13 protein-coding genes are annotated in these 17564 nt (G+C 69.1%); 8 read left to right on the plus strand and 5 right to left on the minus strand.

Annotation, left to right across the window (positions count from 1 at the left end; translation table 11 throughout):
- Positions 1-3 precede the first annotated feature (3 nt).
- A complete protein-coding gene (locus tag ABT084_RS04660; protein ID WP_351038209.1) occupies positions 4-606 on the minus strand; it encodes a single-stranded DNA-binding protein in 603 nt (200 codons plus the stop codon).
- A gap of 76 nt (positions 607-682) precedes the next feature.
- On the minus strand, positions 683-973 hold the full coding sequence (gene rpsF, locus ABT084_RS04665; protein ID WP_004950685.1) for a 30S ribosomal protein S6: 291 nt from the start codon (positions 971-973) through the stop codon (positions 683-685).
- 255 nt (positions 974-1228) lie between these two features.
- Between rpsF and ABT084_RS04670 the strand changes: the two genes are divergently transcribed.
- From ABT084_RS04670 to ABT084_RS04680, 3 genes are all read left to right on the plus strand, one after another.
- Entirely contained in the window at positions 1229-1531 is a 303-nt protein-coding gene (locus ABT084_RS04670) for a hypothetical protein (RefSeq protein ID WP_351038210.1), read from the plus strand.
- 129 nt (positions 1532-1660) lie between these two features.
- Positions 1661-2779 (plus strand): lipid II:glycine glycyltransferase FemX, encoded by a 1119-nt coding sequence (locus ABT084_RS04675; protein ID WP_351038211.1) that lies wholly within the window; start codon positions 1661-1663, stop codon positions 2777-2779.
- Positions 2780-2837: 58 nt separating this feature from the next.
- Entirely contained in the window at positions 2838-3869 is a 1032-nt protein-coding gene (locus ABT084_RS04680) for an alanine racemase (protein ID WP_351038212.1), read from the plus strand.
- Positions 3870-3894: 25 nt separating this feature from the next.
- Here ABT084_RS04680 and ABT084_RS04685 read toward each other — a convergent pair whose 3' ends face one another.
- Positions 3895-5352, minus strand: coding sequence for a glycosyltransferase family 87 protein (locus ABT084_RS04685; RefSeq protein WP_351038213.1), 1458 nt, complete (start codon positions 5350-5352; stop codon positions 3895-3897).
- A gap of 95 nt (positions 5353-5447) precedes the next feature.
- Entirely contained in the window at positions 5448-7976 is a 2529-nt protein-coding gene (locus ABT084_RS04690) for a transglycosylase domain-containing protein (protein ID WP_351038214.1), read from the minus strand.
- 267 nt (positions 7977-8243) lie between these two features.
- Between ABT084_RS04690 and ABT084_RS04695 the strand changes: the two genes are divergently transcribed.
- From ABT084_RS04695 to ABT084_RS04705, 3 genes are all read left to right on the plus strand, one after another.
- Positions 8244-8846: a PadR family transcriptional regulator gene (locus ABT084_RS04695; protein ID WP_351038215.1), complete on the plus strand. Its 603-nt coding sequence runs from the start codon at positions 8244-8246 to the stop codon at positions 8844-8846.
- Positions 8847-8895: 49 nt separating this feature from the next.
- Positions 8896-9978 (plus strand): inositol-3-phosphate synthase, encoded by a 1083-nt coding sequence (locus ABT084_RS04700; protein ID WP_351038216.1) that lies wholly within the window; start codon positions 8896-8898, stop codon positions 9976-9978.
- Positions 9979-10094: 116 nt separating this feature from the next.
- The gene (locus ABT084_RS04705) at positions 10095-11363 is read left to right on the plus strand and encodes an MFS transporter (protein WP_351038217.1); all 1269 of its coding nucleotides are present in this window, start codon (positions 10095-10097) and stop codon (positions 11361-11363) included.
- A gap of 71 nt (positions 11364-11434) precedes the next feature.
- On the opposite strand, the gene ABT084_RS04710 is transcribed toward ABT084_RS04705, so the two are convergent.
- On the minus strand, positions 11435-12877 hold the full coding sequence (locus tag ABT084_RS04710; protein ID WP_351038218.1) for a CCA tRNA nucleotidyltransferase: 1443 nt from the start codon (positions 12875-12877) through the stop codon (positions 11435-11437).
- A 184-nt stretch (positions 12878-13061) separates the two neighbouring features.
- On the opposite strand from ABT084_RS04710, the gene ABT084_RS04715 reads away from it, so the two are divergent.
- Entirely contained in the window at positions 13062-15338 is a 2277-nt protein-coding gene (locus tag ABT084_RS04715) for a DUF6049 family protein (RefSeq protein ID WP_351038219.1), read from the plus strand.
- A 46-nt stretch (positions 15339-15384) separates the two neighbouring features.
- The gene (gene murJ / locus ABT084_RS04720) at positions 15385-17556 is read left to right on the plus strand and encodes a murein biosynthesis integral membrane protein MurJ (RefSeq protein WP_351038220.1); all 2172 of its coding nucleotides are present in this window, start codon (positions 15385-15387) and stop codon (positions 17554-17556) included.
- Positions 17557-17564: the final 8 nt, after the last annotated feature.

The following is a 17564-nucleotide window of genomic DNA, read 5'->3' on the forward strand; positions in this document are numbered from 1 at the left end:
GCCCTAGAAGGGCGGCTCGTCCGAGTAGCCACCGCCGGAGCCGCCGGAGCTTCCGCCCCAACCGCCCCCGCCGCCGCCCTGCTGCTGCGGCTGGCCGCCGGCCGGTGCGCTGGACGCCCACGGGTCGTCGGAAGGTGCTCCGCCGCCCTGCGGGCCGCCGCTGGGGGCTCCGCCCCAGTTGCCACCGCCGCCGCCCTGCTGACCGCCGCCACCGCCGCCGTAGCCACCCTGGCCGCCGCGACCCGTGGTCTTGGTGACCTTGGCCGTGGCGTTCTTCAGGCTGGGGCCGACTTCCTCGACGTCCAGCTCGTAGACCGTGCGCTTGACACCCTCACGGTCCTCGTAAGACCGCTGGCGCAGCCGGCCCTGAACGACGACACGCATGCCCCGGGTAAGGGACTCCGCGACGTTCTCGGCCGCCTGCCGCCACACCGAGCAGGTCAGGAACAGGCCTTCGCCGTCCTTCCACTCATTGGTCTGACGGTCGAAGGTGCGGGGGGTGGACGCGACACGGAACTTCGCGACCGCCGCACCCGAGGGGGTGAAGCGCAGCTCGGGGTCGTCGACGAGATTGCCGACGACCGTGATGACGGTCTCGCCTGCCATGGATGAACCTCTCGGCGGGTTTTGCTGCTGGCTGCTTGTGCTACTCGAAATCCCGATTACCGCTGAACTGGGAAGTTCAGTGGGTCTCGGGACGGAGGACCTTGGTCCGGAGGACCGACTCGTTCAGGTTCATCTGTCGGTCGAGCTCCTTGACGACCGCAGGCTCGGCCTGAAGGTCGATGACCGAGTAGATGCCCTCGGGCTTCTTCTTGATCTCGTAAGCGAGACGACGACGGCCCCAGGTGTCGACCTTCTCGACCTTTCCGTTGCCCTCACGGACGACGGAGAGGAAGTTCTCGATCAGCGGGGAGACAGCGCGCTCCTCGAGATCGGGGTCGAGGATGACCATCACTTCGTAGTGACGCATGTGGAACCCACCTCCTTTGGACTCAGCGGCCACGGTCGTTCCGTGGCAGGAGGGTCGTGATGCGTATCGCACCCTGTCCGAGCGAACGGACACAGGTGCAGACCGTACAGAGTACCTGCTCACCTCCTTCCGGTTGAAATCCGGCACCTGGAGGCCACACTCTGTACCCATCGGGTGTGCTCGGTGCTATGCCCCCGGCCCCGCCGGACGGCAGTACCGCCGCACCGCTCTGCGTCAGCCAGGAGGTGCCTTCCGATGGCACAGGCAATGCGGCCCCAGTCGTCCATCTCGCTGTTCTCGACCGACGGCAAGCCCCATCCGCTGCAGGACACCCTTGTGGCGGTCACTCTGATCCTCGGCATCGTGGCGTTCGTCACGGCGTTCTTCCACAATCTGCACCTGCTCAGCTCGTGGACCGGACTGATCGGCATCCTCACCGGCGCCTACGGACAGTTCATCTCGGCCACGACACGCGAGCGCTTCGCACTGATCGTCGGCCTGGGAGCCTCCGCGGTCGGGTTCTATCTCGCCATGGCACACGGCGGGCTCTTCGGGTAGCCGGGCACCTCCGCGACAGGGCGCCGGCCGACCGCCGGCCCGGACCGGGTCCGTCCCCCAGATGGGTGGCGCCCTTGTCGCAGTAGGCTTCGCGCCATAGCCAGCGAAGCCGCCTAGGAGACGCCCCGCATGAGCCTGTCCCTGAGGACCATCAGCCGAGAGCAGCATCTGGCATACCTCCAGAGCCTGCCCTCGGCGAGCCACTGCCAGGTTCCGGCGTGGGCCGACGTGAAGAACGAGTGGCGTTCGGAGAACCTCGGTTGGTTCGACAACTCCGGTGAACTCGTCGGTGCCGCCCTGGTGTTGTACCGGCAGTTGCCCAAGGTCAAGCGCTACCTCGCTTACCTTCCCGAAGGCCCCGTCATCAACTGGTACGCCCCGAATCTCGAGGAATGGCTCCAGCCGATGCTGGCCCACCTCAAGCAGCAGGGCGCCTTCACCGTGAAGATGGGTCCGCCCGTCGTCATCCGCCGCTGGAACGCGACGGCCATCAAGGCCGGCATCCAGGACCCCGACGTCAAGCGCCTGCGCGACGTGGAGGCTTCGGTCATCGAGCCCCGCGCCTTCGAGGTGTCCGACAAGCTCCGCCGCATGGGCTGGCAGCAGGCCGAGGACGGGGGCGCCGGTTTCGGCGACGTCCAGCCTCGCTACGTCTTCCAGGTCCCGCTCGCGGAGCGTTCGCTGGACGACGTCCTCAAGGGCTTCAACCAGCTGTGGCGCCGCAACATCAAGAAGGCCGAGAAGGCCGGCGTCGAGGTCGTCCAGGGCGGTTACGAGGACCTGCCGACCTGGCAGCACCTCTACGAGATCACCGCCGAGCGCGACAAGTTCCGCCCGCGCCCGCTCAGCTACTTCCAGCGCCAGTGGACGGCCCTCAACTCCGAGGACCCGAACCGGATGCGGCTGTACATCGCCACGCACGAGGGGGAGCCGCTGGCCGCCGCCACGATGCTCACCGTCGGCCAGCACGTCTGGTACTCGTACGGCGCTTCCGCGAACCACAAGCGCGAGGTCCGGCCGTCGAACGCGATGCAGTGGCGCATGCTGCGCGATTCCTACGCGCTCGGCGCGAGCGTGTACGACCTGCGCGGCATCAGCGACACTCTGGACGAGAACGACCACCTGTTCGGCCTCATCCAGTTCAAGGTCGGCACGGGCGGCGAGGCCGTGGAGTACGTCGGCGAGTGGGACTTCCCGCTCAACAAGATGCTGCACAAGGCGCTCGACATCTACATGTCCCGCCGCTGATCCCCACCCCACCCCCACTGCACCGAGCAGTTCTTTTCTAGAGAGGTTCCGGACGGGCATGGCGCTCACGCTCTACGTCGACACCGCGCGCTGGCGTGCGCACCAGAAGCAGATCCAGGATCAGTTCCCCGGACTGATCCCGGTCTGCAAGGGCAACGGCTACGGCTTCGGCCACGAGCGGCTGTGCGAAGAGGCGACCCGTATGGGCGCCGACATCCTGGCCGTGGGAACGACGTACGAAGCCGCCGCCATAAAGGATCTGTTCGGCGGGGACCTGCTGGTCCTGACCCCGTTCCGGCGGGGCGAGGAGCCGGTGCCGCTGCCCGACCGGGTCATCCGCTCGGTCTCTTCGGTGGACGGGGTGCGCGGCCTGGTCGGCGCCCGCGTCGTCATCGAGTGCATGAGCTCGATGCGCCGCCACGGGATCTCCGAACAGGATCTGGGGCAGCTGCACTCGGCGATCGAGGACGTGCGGCTGGAGGGCTTCGCCCTGCACCTGCCGCTGGACCGGCCCGACGGCTCCGACGCCGTCGAAGAGGTCATCGCCTGGATGGACCGGCTGCGCGCGGCCAGGCTCCCGCTGCACACCATGTTCGTCAGTCACCTGCGGTCCGAGGAGCTGACGCGGCTGCGCCAGCAGTTCCCGCAGACCCGGTTCCGGGCCAGGATCGGCACCCGGCTCTGGCTGGGCGACCACGACGCGACCCAGTACCGGGGCGCCGTGCTGGACGTCACGCGGGTCGCCAAGGGCGACCGCTTCGGCTACCGCCAGCAGAAGGCCGCCTCGGACGGCTGGCTGGTCGTCGTGGCGGGCGGCACCTCGCACGGCGTGGGCCTGGAGGCGCCCAAGGCGCTCCACGGTGTGATGCCGCGTGCCAAGGGGGTCGCCCGGGCGGGGCTGGCCACCGTGAACAGGAACCTGTCGCCGTTCGTGTGGGCGGGCAAGCAGCGCTGGTTCGCGGAGCCCCCGCACATGCAGGTGTCGATCCTGTTCGTGCCCTCGGACGCGACCGAGCCGCGCGTGGGGGACGAGCTGGTGGCCCACCTGCGGCACACCACGACGCAGTTCGACCGGGCGCTCGACGCCTGATGCGCCCGGGGGGCACCGGCCGGGCTCAGTCCCGGACGGCGCCCCACTCGACCCGCTGTCCCTCCGAGGGCGTCGCTTCCTGCGGCGCCCTCGTGGTGGTGGTGAGCGTGAACCGGTCCTCGGCCCCGTCCAGGACACCGCCGGAGGGATCGTCCGAGCCGTCCTGGCGCACGACGTCCCGTTCGGGCATCAGGATGTCGCGGACGATCACGGCGCAGAGGTAGAGGGTGCCGATCAGGTGGGCGGCGATGGCCAGCTGGTAGCCCTCGAGGGGCAGTCCCTGGTGCTTCTCGCCGCTGGTCGTGTAGGCGAGGTAGAACCAGATCCCGAGGAAGTACAGGACCTCGCAGGTCTGCCAGATCAGGATGTCCCGCCAGCGCGGGCGGGCGAGGGCGGCGAGCGGGATGAGCCACAGCACGTACTGCGGCGAGTAGACCTTGTTGGCCAGGATGAAGACGGCGACGACCAGGAACACCAGCTGGGCGAACCGGGGGCGCCGGGGAGCGGTGAGGCCGAGCAGCCCGATGGCTCCGCAGAGCAGCAGGGTCAGCCCGGTCGCGTAGGTGTTCGCCCCCTCCAGCGGGTTCCCGGAGCGCTGGGAGATCAGCAGCCAGACGGACCCGAAGTCGATGGGCCGTTCCTGGCTGAAGGTGTAGAACTTCGACCAGCCGTCCCAGGCGTAGAGCATGACGGGCAGGTTCACCACGAGCCAGGAGGCGACCGCGCCGAGCGTCGCCAGGCCGAACGCGCGCCACTTGCCGGCCCGCCAGCACAGGACGAACAACGGCCCCAGCAGCAGCACGGGATAGAGCTTGGCCGCGGTGGCCAGGCCGATCAGGACGCCGAAGGCCAGGGCCCGGCCGCGGGACCACATGAGCATCCCGGCGGCGGTCAGGGCGATGGCCAGCAGGTCCCAGTTGATGGTCGCGGTCAGCGCGAAGGCGGGCGCGAGGGCGAAGAGCAGGGCGTCCCAGGGACGGCGGCGGTGGGTGCGCGCGACGCAGACGGCGATGACGGCGGCGCAGGCCATCAGCATGCCCGCGTTGACCATCCAGTACATCTGCTCGCGGTGCTGCATGGAGCCGCCGGTGGGCGTCAGCCATGACGCGACCTGCATGAAGAGCCCGGTGAGCACGGGGTACTCGAGGTACTGCATGTCGCCGGTGAGCCGGTCGAAGTACGGCGTCAGACCGTCGGCGAAGCCGCGTACGACGTACAGGTGCGGGATGTCCGAGTAGCAGGCGTGGGTGTACTGCGAGCCCGCGCCGCGGAACCAGGCCCAGTCGTAGCAGGGCAGCTTCTGCACCATGCCGAGCGCGAACATGCCGATCGCGACCAGGGCGATGACACGCACCGGGCTCAGCCAGTGCCCGCCGAGCCGTGCGTACCGGCCCATCGGGCCGCCGATCAGCTCGCTGCCGGCCGCTGCGACCTCGTCCTGCCGTGTGGGCAATACGGGGCGGTCCTCGTGCACCTTCGTCATGCGCTCATCCTGCCGTACGGGGCTGTGTGCGCCGAGGGCCGTCGCATCGGACATGCGACGGCCCTCGGGACGCGGGACGGACGGGGAGGCGCGGATCAGCCGGTGTCGGCGGCCCCCGACGGACCCCAGACGGTGTTGCCCGGCCTGCCGGGCCTGCTCTTCGTCGGACTGGGCTTTCCGGTGGGCGTGCCGCTCGGATCCGGGTCGCAGTACAGCTTCCACGGGTTGCAGCTGGGCTTGCCGCCCGGTGACGGGGACGGGGAGACCGTCGGCGACGGCGAGATCTCGGGGGACGGCGACACGGTCGGCGACGGCGAGACGACCGGGGTGGGCGTGGGGGTGGGAGCGCCCGCGGCGTCCGCCGTCACGCCGATGTCGTCGGCCTCGGGGAACTCCTTCTCCGGGGACCCCTTGAGCGCTTCCTTCATGTATTCGGTCCAGATCACCGCGGGGATGTCACCACCGTGGATGGAGTCGACGCCACCCACCCGGTTCATGGACATCAGCTTCTTGTCCGCGGAGTTCGGGTCGTTGCGGAACAGGGTGACGGCCGTCGACAACTGCGGGGTGTAGCCGACGAACCAGGCCGACTTGTTCTGGTCGGTCGTACCGGTCTTGCCCGCGGCGGGGCGGCCGAGCTTCTTGGCCTTGGTGCCGGTGCCGTTCTCCACGACGTTGCGCAGGACCTTGGTGATGGTGTCGGCGATGGAGTTGTCCATGGCCCGCTGGGCCTTGGGGGCCTCGAAGCCGGACAGCTCCTTGCCGTCCTTGAGCACCTTGGTGACCGAGAAGGGCTCGTGGTGGGTGCCGGAGTCGGCGAAGGTCCCGTAGGCGTCGGCCATGCGGATGGCCGAAGGGGTCGAGGTGCCGAGGGCGAACGACGCGTTGTCGGTCGGGTCCATCGACTCCTTGAGGATGCCGGAGGCCTCGGCCACCCCGCGCACCTTGTCGTGGCCGACGTCGAAGACGAGCTGGGCGAACGGCGTGTTGATGGACTTCTCCATCGCCTCGTTGAGGGTCACGTAGCCGTACTGGGTGGGGCTCTCGTTCTTCTGCTTGAAGGGCTTGCCATCGGCGGAGCGCAGCGGCTTGCCGTCACGGTTGTTGATGACCGTGAGGTCGTTGCCGTTGTACTTGCTGTTGACGGAGATGCCCTGGCCGTGCGAGTTCTGGGTGCCGTACTCCAGCGCCGCCGCCAGGACGAACGGCTTCCAGGTGGAGCCCACCGGGACACCGATGGTGTTCGCGTTGTTGGTGAAGTGCTTCTTGTCCCAGCCGGGCCCGCCGTAGAGCGCCACGACGGCGCCGGTCTTCACGTCCACGGAAGCGGCGCCGAACTGGACGAACGTGTCGTAGTCGGGCCGGGCCTTCTCGTCGAGGAAGCCGTTGCGGGTGTCCTCGACGGCCTTGACCAGCGCGTCCACCTTGGGCTTCTGGAAGGTGGTGGTGATCTGGTAGCCACCGAGCGCCATCTGTTCCGCGGTGATGCCCTTGGCCTTCATCACGTACTGCTTGGCCGTCTCGACCAGGTAGCCGGTCTGGCCGCCGAGCGAACGGGCCTGTGCGGAGTCGACCAGCTGGGGGAATTCGCGGTACTTGTCCCGTTCGGCCTGGTCCATCCGGTGTACCGCGACCTCGCGGTCCAGCACCCAGGCCCAGCGGCTCTTGGCGCGCTTGGTGTTGGCCTCGGGGGTGGCCGCCGCTCCGATGCCGCCGTCCGGGTTGTAGAGGTTGGGGCCCTTGAGGACCGAGGCGAGGAAAGCACCCTCGGAGGGGGTCAGCTTGTCGCAGTCCTTGTTGAAGTACGCGCGGGAGGCGGCCTGGATGCCGTAGGCGTCCCGGCCGTAGTACGCCGTGTTCAGGTAGCCCGCGAGGATCGTGTCCTTCTCCGCGGTGACGCCGAGCTTTATCGAGATGAACAGCTCCGTGACCTTCCGCTTGAGCGTCTGGTCGGAGTCCAGGAAGGTGTTCTTCACGTACTGCTGGGTGATGGTCGAGCCACCCTGGGTCGAGCCGCCCTTGGCCATGTTGACGACGGCGCGGGCGATGCCCATGGGGTCGACGCCGCTGTCGGTGTCGAAGGACTCGTTCTCCGCCGAGATCACGGCGTTCTGCATCGACCGCGGGATCTTGTCGATGGGCACGATCTGCCGGTTGGTCGAACCGCCGGTCGCGACCATCTGGGTCCCGTCGGCCCAGTAGAAGACGTTGTTCTGCGCCTCGGCGGCCTTGTTCGCGTCAGGGGTGCCCACCATCGCGATACCGATGCCCGACCCGGCCGTGATGATCGCGAAGAAGCCCAGGGCCGTGCCCCCGACGAGCTTCCAGGAGGGCAGGAAGCGCTTCCAGCCCTCTCGGTCGGACCGCGGGTAATTGATGAGCCGCTTGTCCTTGCGGCCCGGGACCTTGCCGTCGCCGCGGTTCGCACCGGCTCCTCGGGAGCCCCTGCGGGCTCCGGCACGGCTGTCGTGGGCCGACTGCGCCGTGTACGGGCCACCGGGCGGTGCGGTGGGGGCCTCGCGCCCGGGCGCGCTGCCCCGGACGGGCCGCTGCTGGGCGGCCCGACGGGCCGCGGCGCGTCCACCACCTTGCTGCTGCGGCGGTTTGCGGCGGTGCTCGCTCATCGAACGACTACTCCTCGGGCAGGCGAGTGGCCTGGAAGCGGCAGGCGTATTCCGGTTCCCCCGGCGCACAGACTACGCACGCTCAAAACCCAACCAGTGCCGAAGTTCACCCCAAATCAGGCAACTCTCCTGCCACGAATTAGTGATGTGACGCCGGTCACCACGTCTCCCCTTGTCGTAACGGGCCGCCCGTTCTATCGTCTGGATGTATCGAGTCGATACATCAGCTCGGCATAAAGGACTCAGGGGCGAGGAGGAAGCAGGCGGATGAGCCGGCGATCGGGCATTCTCGAGTTCGCTGTCCTCGGCCTGCTCCGCGAGTCCCCCATGCACGGCTATGAGCTGCGCAAACGGCTCAACACCTCGCTGGGGGTGTTCCGGGCGTTCAGCTACGGGACGCTGTACCCCTGCCTCAAGACGCTCGTCGCCAACGGGTGGTTGATCGAGGAACCGGGCAATGCCCTGGAAGACGCGCTCGCCGCTTCACTCGCAGGGCGCCGCGCCAAGATCGTCTACCGGTTGACGGCAGCGGGCAAGGAGCACTTCGAGGAGCTGCTCTCCCACACCGGCCCCGATACCTGGGAAGACGAGTCCTTCGCCGCCCGCTTCGCGTTCTTCGGTCAGACCGAACGGGACGTGCGCATGCGGGTACTGGAGGGCCGCCGCAGCCGGCTGGAGGAGCGCCTGGAGAAGATGCGCACCTCGCTCGCCCGGACGCGGGAGCGCCTCGACGACTACACGCTTGAGCTGCAGCGGCACGGTATGGAATCCGTGGAGCGCGAAGTGCGCTGGCTGAACGAGCTGATCGAGAGCGAGCGGGCGGGACGGGATCGGAGACGACCCGACTCGCCCGACGAAACTGCAAAATGAGGCCCTGCATTCGCAGGCCTCGTCCGAGAACAAACAGGGAGCAACCGGAATGGGTTCGGTTCGCGTAGCCATCGTCGGCGTAGGCAACTGCGCCGCCTCGCTGGTGCAGGGCGTCGAGTACTACAAGGACGCCGACCCGGCGACCAAGGTCCCGGGCCTGATGCACGTCCAGTTCGGCGACTACCACGTCCGCGACGTCGAGTTCGTTGCCGCCTTCGACGTCGACGCGAAGAAGGTCGGCCTCGACCTTTCGGACGCCATCGGCGCCAGCGAGAACAACACGATCAAGATCTGCGACGTCCCCAACAAGGGCGTGACCGTTCAGCGCGGCCACACCCTGGACGGCCTGGGCAAGTACTACCGGATGACGATCGAGGAGTCCGCCGAGGCCCCGGTCGACATCGTCCAGGTCCTCAAGGACAAGCAGGTCGACGTTCTGGTCTGCTACCTGCCCGTCGGTTCCGAGGCCGCCGCGAAGTTCTACGCGCAGTGCGCCATCGACGCCAAGGTCGCGTTCGTCAACGCCCTTCCGGTCTTCATCGCCGGCACCAAGGAGTGGGCTGATAAGTTCACCGAGGCGGGCGTCCCGATCGTCGGCGACGACATCAAGTCGCAGGTCGGCGCGACCATCACGCACCGCGTGATGGCGAAGCTGTTCGAAGACCGCGGTGTCCGTCTCGAGCGCACCATGCAGCTCAACGTCGGCGGCAACATGGACTTCAAGAACATGCTCGAGCGCGACCGCCTCGAGTCCAAGAAGATCTCGAAGACGCAGGCCGTCACCTCGCAGATCCCGGACCGCGAGCTGGGCGAGAAGAACGTCCACATCGGCCCGTCGGACTACGTCGCGTGGCTCGACGACCGCAAGTGGGCGTACGTCCGCCTCGAGGGTCGCGCCTTCGGTGACGTTCCGCTGAACCTCGAGTACAAGCTCGAGGTGTGGGACTCCCCGAACTCCGCCGGTGTCATCATCGACGCCGTGCGCGCCGCGAAGATCGCCAAGGACCGCGGCATCGGTGGCCCGATCCTGTCGGCTTCGAGCTACTTCATGAAGTCCCCGCCGGTCCAGTACTTCGACGACGAGGCCTACGCGAACGTCGAGAAGTTCATCAAGGGCGAGGTCGAGCGCTAAACAGGACACAGCGCGACGGACCAAGGGCTCCGGCCACTTGGACTTCGACTGTTCTTCCGCGGAGGGTCCCCAGGCAATGTGCCCGGGGACCCTCCGCGTATGTGACCCTTGCCCACATGCCTGTCGTACGTGATCTGCGCGTACTCCTGCGCCTGAGGGATTTCCGCAATCTGCTCGCCGTGCGGCTGCTGTCCCAGGCGGCCGACGGCGTCTACCAGGTGGCGCTCGCCACCTATGTGGTCTTCTCCCCGGAGAAGCAGGCCTCGCCCGCGGCCATCGCCTCGGCCATGGCCGTCCTGCTGCTGCCCTACTCGGCGATCGGCCCCTTCGCCGGAGTGCTGCTGGACCGCTGGCCCCGCCGCCAGGTCTTCCTCCACGGCAACCTGCTGCGGGCCTTCCTCGCCTGCGTCACCGGGACGCTGATCGTCGCGCAGGTCCCCGACTGGCTGTTCTACGCCTCCGCGCTGTCGGTGACGGCCGTCAACCGCTTCGTGCTGGCCGGGCTCTCGGCGTCGCTGCCCCGGGTCGTCGGCGCGGATCAGCTGGTGACCGCCAACTCCCTCTCGCCGACCGCCGGTACCCTCGCGGCGACCCTGGGCGGGGGACTGGCCTTCCTGGTGCGCCTCTTCGCCTCCGAGACCAACGCCGTCGTCGTCCTGCTCGGCGCCGCGCTCTACCTGTGCGCGGCGCTCGTCTCGCTGCGGCTGGGCATCCGGCTCCTCGGCCCCGACCACACCCCCACCGAGCAGTACCCGTCGGTGACCCAAGGGGTCGTACTGACGGTGCGGGGCATGGCCCAAGGGCTGCGGCACCTGCACGAGCGCCGGGACGCGGCGCAGGCACTGACGGCCATGACCTCGATGCGCTTCTGCTACGGGGCGTTGACGGTGACCCTGCTGACGCTGTGCCGCTACGCCTGGTCGGACAACGAGGCGGACGGCCTCGCCCTCCTGGGCGTGTCCGTCGGGGTCTCCGGCGCCGGGTTCTTCACGGCCGCCGTCGTCACGCCGTGGTGCGTGGGGCGGCTCGGGACCCGGGGCTGGATCACCCTCTGCGCGTCCATAGCGGCGGTCCTGGTGCCGAGTCTCGGTCTGTTCTTCGCACCCGGGCCGATGCTGGCCGCCGCGTTCATCCTGGGGCTGGTCACCCAGGGAGCGAAGATCGCGACCGACACGGTCGTGCAATCGCAGGTGGACGACGCGTTCCGGGGCCGGATCTTCTCCGTCTACGACGTGCTCTTCAACGTGGCCTTCGTCGGAGCGGCCGCCGCATCCTCGCTGGTGCTGCCCCTCGACGGGAAGTCCGTCCCGCTGATCCTGGGCGTGGCCGCGCTCTACGCCATGACCGGCGCCCTGCTGATCCGGCAGGGGCGACGTTTCACGTGAAACATCGCCCCCCTCGGTCCCACCGGCGCTCCCGCGGTCGATGTTTCACGTGAAACATCGGAGCGAGGGCCTCAGTTCTCGGCGGCCCACCACTCCTTGAGGGCCGTGACGACCGTCTCGCGCTCCATCGGGCCGTTCTCGAGCCGCAGCTCCAGCAGGAACGCGTAGGCCTTGCCGATCACCGGCCCCGGGCCGACTTCCAGGATCTCCATGATCTCGTTGCCGTCCAGGTCGGGCCGGATCGAATCCAGCTCTTCCTGCTCCTGGAGCTGCGCGATCCGAGCCTCCAGGCCGTCGTAGGCGTGGGAGAGCGCATTGGCCTTGCGCTTGTTGCGCGTGGTGCAGTCCGAGCGGGTCAGCTTGTGCAGCCGCGACAGCAGCGGCCCCGCGTCCCGCACGTAGCGGCGGACCGCGGAGTCCGTCCACTCGCCGGCCCCGTAGCCGTGGAAGCGCAGGTGCAGCTCCACCAGCCGGGAGACGTCCTTGACCATGTCGTTGGAGTACTTCAGCGCCGTCATGCGCTTCTTGGTCATCTTCGCGCCCACCATCTCGTGGTGGTGGAAGGAAACCCGGCCGTCGCTCTCGAAGCGGCGCGTCCGCGGCTTGCCGATGTCGTGGAGCAGCGCGGCCAGCCTGAGCACGAGGTCAGGGCCGTCCTCCTCCAGGTCGATCGCCTGCTCCAGCACGATCAGCGAGTGGTCGTAGACGTCCTTGTGCCGGTGGTGCTCGTCGCTCTCCAGCCGCAGCGCGGGCAGCTCGGGCAGGACCCGGTCGGCCAGGCCCGTCTCCACGAGCAGCCCCAGCCCCTGGCGGGGCCGGTCCGACAAGAGGAGCTTGTTCAGCTCCGCCTGGACCCGCTCAGCCGAGACGATCTCGATCCGCTCGGACATCGCCTTCATCGCCGCGACGACCTCGGGGGCGACCTCGAAGTCCAGCTGCGCGGCGAACCGGGCGGCCCGCATCATGCGCAGCGGGTCGTCGGAGAAGGAGTCCTCGGGGGTGCCGGGGGTCCGCAGGACGCGGGCCGCCAGGTCCTCCAGTCCACCGTGCGGATCGATGAACCGCTGCTGCGGAAGGGCCAGCGCCATGGCGTTGACGGTGAAGTCGCGACGGACCAGGTCCTGCTCGATGGAGTCGCCGTAGGACACCTCGGGCTTGCGCGAGGTGCGGTCGTAGGCCTCGGACCGGTAGGTGGTCACCTCGATCTGGAAGCCGCCCTTGTTCGCTCCGACCGTGCCGAAGGCGATGCCGACGTCCCAGACGGAGTCCGCCCAGGGCCGGACGATCTTCAGTACATCCTCGGGACGGGCGTCGGTGGTGAAGTCGAGGTCGTTGCCGAGGCGCCCGAGCAGCGCGTCGCGAACGGACCCGCCGACCAGCGCGAGGCTGAAGCCCGCCTCCTGGAAACGGCGGCCGAGATCATCGGCGACAGGGGCGACCCGCAGCAGTTCAGTGACTGCGCGGTGCTGCACCTGACTCAGGGCACTGGAGTTGTCTTCGTTGGCGTTCGGCACAACAGAAAAGGGTACGTGCCCCGCCCGGCAGGGGCTTCCCTCTTTATGGGCACCCCGGCACAGCGCGCCCGCCCGGCGGACCCGATCATGTGGAGCAAGGCGCGGCACTCGCGCACAGCGGGCCTCGTTACCATGCGTGGACGCACAAACGACGACCACTGACACTTCGAGGACGGGCGGGCGCGTGGCCGAGGCGGCAGACATCCAGGGGACGGCACCTGCCCCTGTCCGGCGCCGCTGGCTGCGGCGCGCGATCGTCATGCTCACCGGGACACCGGTTCTCGCCGCCCTCGTCTACGCGCCTGCCCCAGCCGCGCACGCCACCGGGAACGCCGCCGCCTCCACCGCGGTCGACGTCCAGCTGGACACCCTGACGCCGAGCGCGCCGGTGAAGGGCGACACCCTCACGATCTCGGGCACCGTGACCAACAACAGCCGCGAGACGATCACGGAGGCCCACGTCGGACTCCGGGTCGGCCCGGTGCTCGGCGACCGCGACGCGATCGCCGAGGCCACCGAGCCGAGCGGTTTCCGGCCCGGCAGCGACCCCGGGGAGATCGATGCCGCCTTCTCCGCGAAGCTTTCCGCGCTGCCCGCGAACAACAGCCAGCCGTTCACCCTGAAGATCCCGGTCGACAAGCTGGGGCTCGACAAGGACGGGGTCTACCAGCTCGGTGTCTCGGTGTCGGGGGAGAGCGAGGGGCGGCATTACGAGCAGGTGCTCGGCATTCAGCGCACCGTCCTGCCCTGGCAGCCCGAGGCCGCGGCCAAGCGCGCCCAGCTCAGTTACGTGTGGCCGCTGATCTCCCGGGTCCACCTCACGGCCGAGACCGGCTCCGACGAGCTCCAGACCCCCGTCTTCGAGGACGACGGGCTCGCCGACGAACTGCGGCCCGGCGGCCGGCTGGACCAGATGGTCACGCTCGGCAAGGACCTGCCGATCACCTGGGTCATCGACCCCGACCTGCTCTACACGGTCGACGCGATGACCAAGGGTTACCGGGTCCGGGTCCCCGGCGGAAAGCCGGTGCCGGGCAAGAACAAGGCCGTCGCCGAGCACTGGCTGAGCGCCCTGGAAGCGGCCGTGCAGGGCAAGAAGGTCGTCGCCCTCCCCTTCGCCGACCCGGACCTCGCCTCGCTCGCCCACCGCGGCAAGGACGTCTCCGGCACCCTGGGCCAGCTGCGGCCCGCCACCGACAAGGCGAAGCAGGCGGTGGAGACCGTCCTGCACGTCACCCCGTCCACCGACTTCTCCTGGCCCGTGGACGGTGCCATCGACCCCTCGATCGTCAACGTCGCCACCTCGGCCGGCGCGCACAACGTCCTCACCCGCAGCGACAGCCTCCAGGAGAACACCGGCCTCGGGTACACCCCCTCGGCCGCCCGCCCGATCGGGGCCGGTGCCACCGCCGTCGTCGCCGACGCACGGCTCTCCACCGCCTTCGACGGCGACATGCTGAGCGCGGGAAACTCCGTCCTCGCGATCCAGCAGTTCCTCGCCCAGAGCCTCGCGCTGAACCAGCAGGGCACCGACCAGCAGCGCAGCTTCGTCGTCACCCCGCAGCGGATGCCCTCCGCCAGCCAGGTCCAGACGATGGCCTCAGCCCTGCGCAGCCTGCAGGCGGGCCGCTGGAGCCAGCCCCTCGACCTCGACGCCGCCGCCACCGCCAAGCCCGACCCGGGGGCCGCCACCCAGGTGCCGGGCGCCGGTCAGTACCCGGAGGCGCTGCGCCGGCAGGAACTCCCGCAGTCGGCGTTCGAGAAGATCCGCACCACGCAGAACACCCTCGACCACTTCAAGGTGATCCTCTCGGCGCCGGACCGGGTCGAGATCCCCTTCGGCAACACCACCAACCGGGAGATGTCCTCGTCCTGGCGCGGTCGCCCCGAGGAGGCCGCCCTCTACCGCGACGGCGTCCAGCAGTACCTGATCGGTCTCACCGAACAGGTCCAGCTGATCCCCAAGTCCGATGCCACCCTCTCCGGGCACAGCGCGACGGTCCCCGTCACGATCCAGAACAGCCTCGTCCAGGACGTCCACGGCCTGGTCCTGCGGCTGAAGTCCGCCAATCCCACCCGCCTGATGTTCGAGAACGAGGGCGAGGCGGAGAAGGAAGTCAACGTCCAGGCCGAGCACAGCCAGACCTTCAAGTTCAACGCCAACGCCTCCGCCAGTGGTCCGGTCGAGGTCACGGCGCAGCTCTACACCCGGGACGGCGTCCCCTACGGCAAGGAACGCAAGTTCACCGTGGAGGCAACGGAGATCACTTCCACTGTCATGCTCGTCATCGCGGGCGGTGTGCTGCTCCTCGTCGTGGCGGGGATCAAGATGTACGCCAGCCGCAAGCGTGTCGCGGCGCGCGCCGCCGCCGAGGAGAGCACGCAGCCGAGTGACGAGAGCCCGGACACCGGACCGCAAAGCACCAGCGGGTCCGGCACGGGTGAGACAGTGGACCGTTGAGCGACGCCGTGGCCGGTCGGCCTGGGGACGATGAGGTGGGGTTTCGATGAACGCGCCGTACGACGGTGACCGCGGGCAGGGCGCAGGCGGTCCCGCGCCCGCCCAGGGCACTGCCCCGGGCACCCCGGTACCGGGGCAGGTACCTCCGCCTGCCGCCGCACCGGAGCACGACCCGTATGTCCAGGATGCCTACGCCTACGATCCCTACCGGTCGCAGGACCTGTCGGCGCAGGACCCCGTGGCCGAGGTCCTCTACGACCGTGCCGCGCACCCGCCGCCGCCTCCCGGGACCTACCAGGAGCCGGGCCCGCTCTACGCGGCCCCGGCGGCTCCGTCCTACTCCCCGGACCCGCGCGTCTGGGCACAGACCCCGCCGCCGGAGCCCGACGGCCCCTCCCGCCACATGCCGTACGGCGACAACGCGACCACCACGCAGTTCGTGGGCGTCGACTCGCTCGTCACCAAGGCCACCGACCAGCCGGAGCAGGACGCCTTCGCGCACCTGTACCGGGACCAGCAGGCGGCTCCCCGCCCCCCGGCGGAGGAAGCCCCCGTCGCCGCGCCCGCGCCCGCCAAGCCCGCCGGACGCGCTTCGAGCCTGCTCAAGTCCAGCGCCCTCATGGCGGCGGGCACGATCGTCTCCCGCCTCACCGGGTTCCTGCGCACCCTGGTCATCGCCGGGGCCATCGGCGTCGGCACCTTCAACGACACCTACCAGATCGCCAACACCCTGCCGACGATGATCTACGTCCTCGTCGGCGGCGGCGCCCTCAACGCGGTCTTCATCCCGCAGCTCGTGCGGGCCATGAAGAACGACGAGGACGGGGGAGAGGCCTACGCCAACCGGCTGCTGACCCTGGTCGTGGTCCTGATCGCGGGCATCACCACGGTGTGCGTGCTCGGGGCGCCGCTCTTCATCACGATGATGTCGCCGAAGATCGCCTCGGACCCGCAGCAGATGGAGGTCGCGGTCGCCTTCACCCGCTACTGCCTGCCGACGATGTTCTTCATGGGCGTGCACGTGGTCCTCGGCCAGATCCTCAACGCCCGCGGCCGCTTCGGCGCGATGATGTGGACCCCCGTCCTCAACAACATCGTCGTCATCTCCACCTTCGGCGCCTTCATCTGGGCCTTCGGCGGCTTCACCACCTCCGGCGTCAGCGCCGCCACGGTCACCACCGACGGCGTCCGGCTGCTCGGTCTGGGCACCCTGCTGGGCCTCACCGTGCAGGCCCTGGCGATGCTGCCCTACCTGCGGGACGCGGGATTCTCCCCGAGGCTGCGCTTCGACTGGAGGGGCCACGGCCTCGGGAAGGCCGCCGGCCTGGCCAAGTGGACGTTCTTCTTCGTCCTCGCCAACCAGATCGGCCTGGTCGTCGTGACCCAGCTGGCCACCTGGGCCGGATCCGTCGCCGAGAAGCAGGGCCACCCGGGTACCGGCATCACCGCCTACAACTACGCGCTGCTGCTGTGGCAGATGCCGCAGGCCATCATCACCGTCTCCGTCATGACGGCGGTCCTGCCCCGGATCTCCCGCTCGGCCCACGACGGTGACGTCGCCGCCGTCCGCGACGACATCTCCTACGGGCTGCGCACCTCGGCGGTCGCGATCGTGCCCTGCGCCTTCGCCTTCCTCGCCCTCGGCGTGCCGATGGCCACCCTGCTCTACGCGGGCTCCGGCTCCGGTGCCCAGAACATCGGCTACATCCTGATGGCGTTCGGCCTCGGGCTGATCCCGTACTCCGTGCAGTACGTCGTCCTGCGCGGGTTCTACGCCTACGAGGACACCCGGACCCCCTTCTACAACACCTGCATCGTCGCGGGCGTCAACGCGGCGGTCTCGGTCGCCGCGTTCCTGGTGCTGCCCCCGCGCTGGGCCGTGGTCGGCATGGCCGCCGCCTACGGCCTCGGCTACGCCGCCGGTGTCGGCGTCGCCTGGCGCCGCCTACGCACCCGGCTGGGCGGTGATCTGGACGGCACGCACGTGATGCGCACCTACGCCCGCCTCACCGGAGCCTGCGTCCCCGCGGCCGTCGTGGGCGGTGGCGTCGCCTTCGGCATCACCCGACTGCTCGGCAGCGGAGTGACCGGTTCCCTGGCCTCCCTCGTGGCCGGTGGCATCACTCTGGCGGCCGTATTCCTCATCGCTGCCAAGCGCATGAGGATCGAGGAACTGAACTCCATGGTCGGAATGGTGCGCGGACGTCTGGGGCGCTGATGCGCACA

Origin of the sequence: Streptomyces sp. NPDC002138 (assembly GCF_040296485.1) — a bacterium.
Lineage (GTDB): Bacteria > Actinomycetota > Actinomycetes > Streptomycetales > Streptomycetaceae > Streptomyces.

Coding starts and splice junctions, on each gene's coding strand:
- ABT084_RS04660 (WP_351038209.1), bottom strand. CDS start 606: ATGGCAGGCGAGACCGTCATCACGGTCGTCGGCAATCTCGTCGACGAC.
- rpsF (WP_004950685.1), bottom strand. CDS start 973: ATGCGTCACTACGAAGTGATGGTCATCCTCGACCCCGATCTCGAGGAG.
- ABT084_RS04670 (WP_351038210.1), top strand. CDS start 1,229: ATGGCACAGGCAATGCGGCCCCAGTCGTCCATCTCGCTGTTCTCGACC.
- ABT084_RS04675 (WP_351038211.1), top strand. CDS start 1,661: ATGAGCCTGTCCCTGAGGACCATCAGCCGAGAGCAGCATCTGGCATAC.
- ABT084_RS04680 (WP_351038212.1), top strand. CDS start 2,838: ATGGCGCTCACGCTCTACGTCGACACCGCGCGCTGGCGTGCGCACCAG.
- ABT084_RS04685 (WP_351038213.1), bottom strand. CDS start 5,352: ATGACGAAGGTGCACGAGGACCGCCCCGTATTGCCCACACGGCAGGAC.
- ABT084_RS04690 (WP_351038214.1), bottom strand. CDS start 7,976: ATGAGCGAGCACCGCCGCAAACCGCCGCAGCAGCAAGGTGGTGGACGC.
- ABT084_RS04695 (WP_351038215.1), top strand. CDS start 8,244: ATGAGCCGGCGATCGGGCATTCTCGAGTTCGCTGTCCTCGGCCTGCTC.
- ABT084_RS04700 (WP_351038216.1), top strand. CDS start 8,896: ATGGGTTCGGTTCGCGTAGCCATCGTCGGCGTAGGCAACTGCGCCGCC.
- ABT084_RS04705 (WP_351038217.1), top strand. CDS start 10,095: ATGCCTGTCGTACGTGATCTGCGCGTACTCCTGCGCCTGAGGGATTTC.
- murJ (WP_351038220.1), top strand. CDS start 15,385: ATGAACGCGCCGTACGACGGTGACCGCGGGCAGGGCGCAGGCGGTCCC.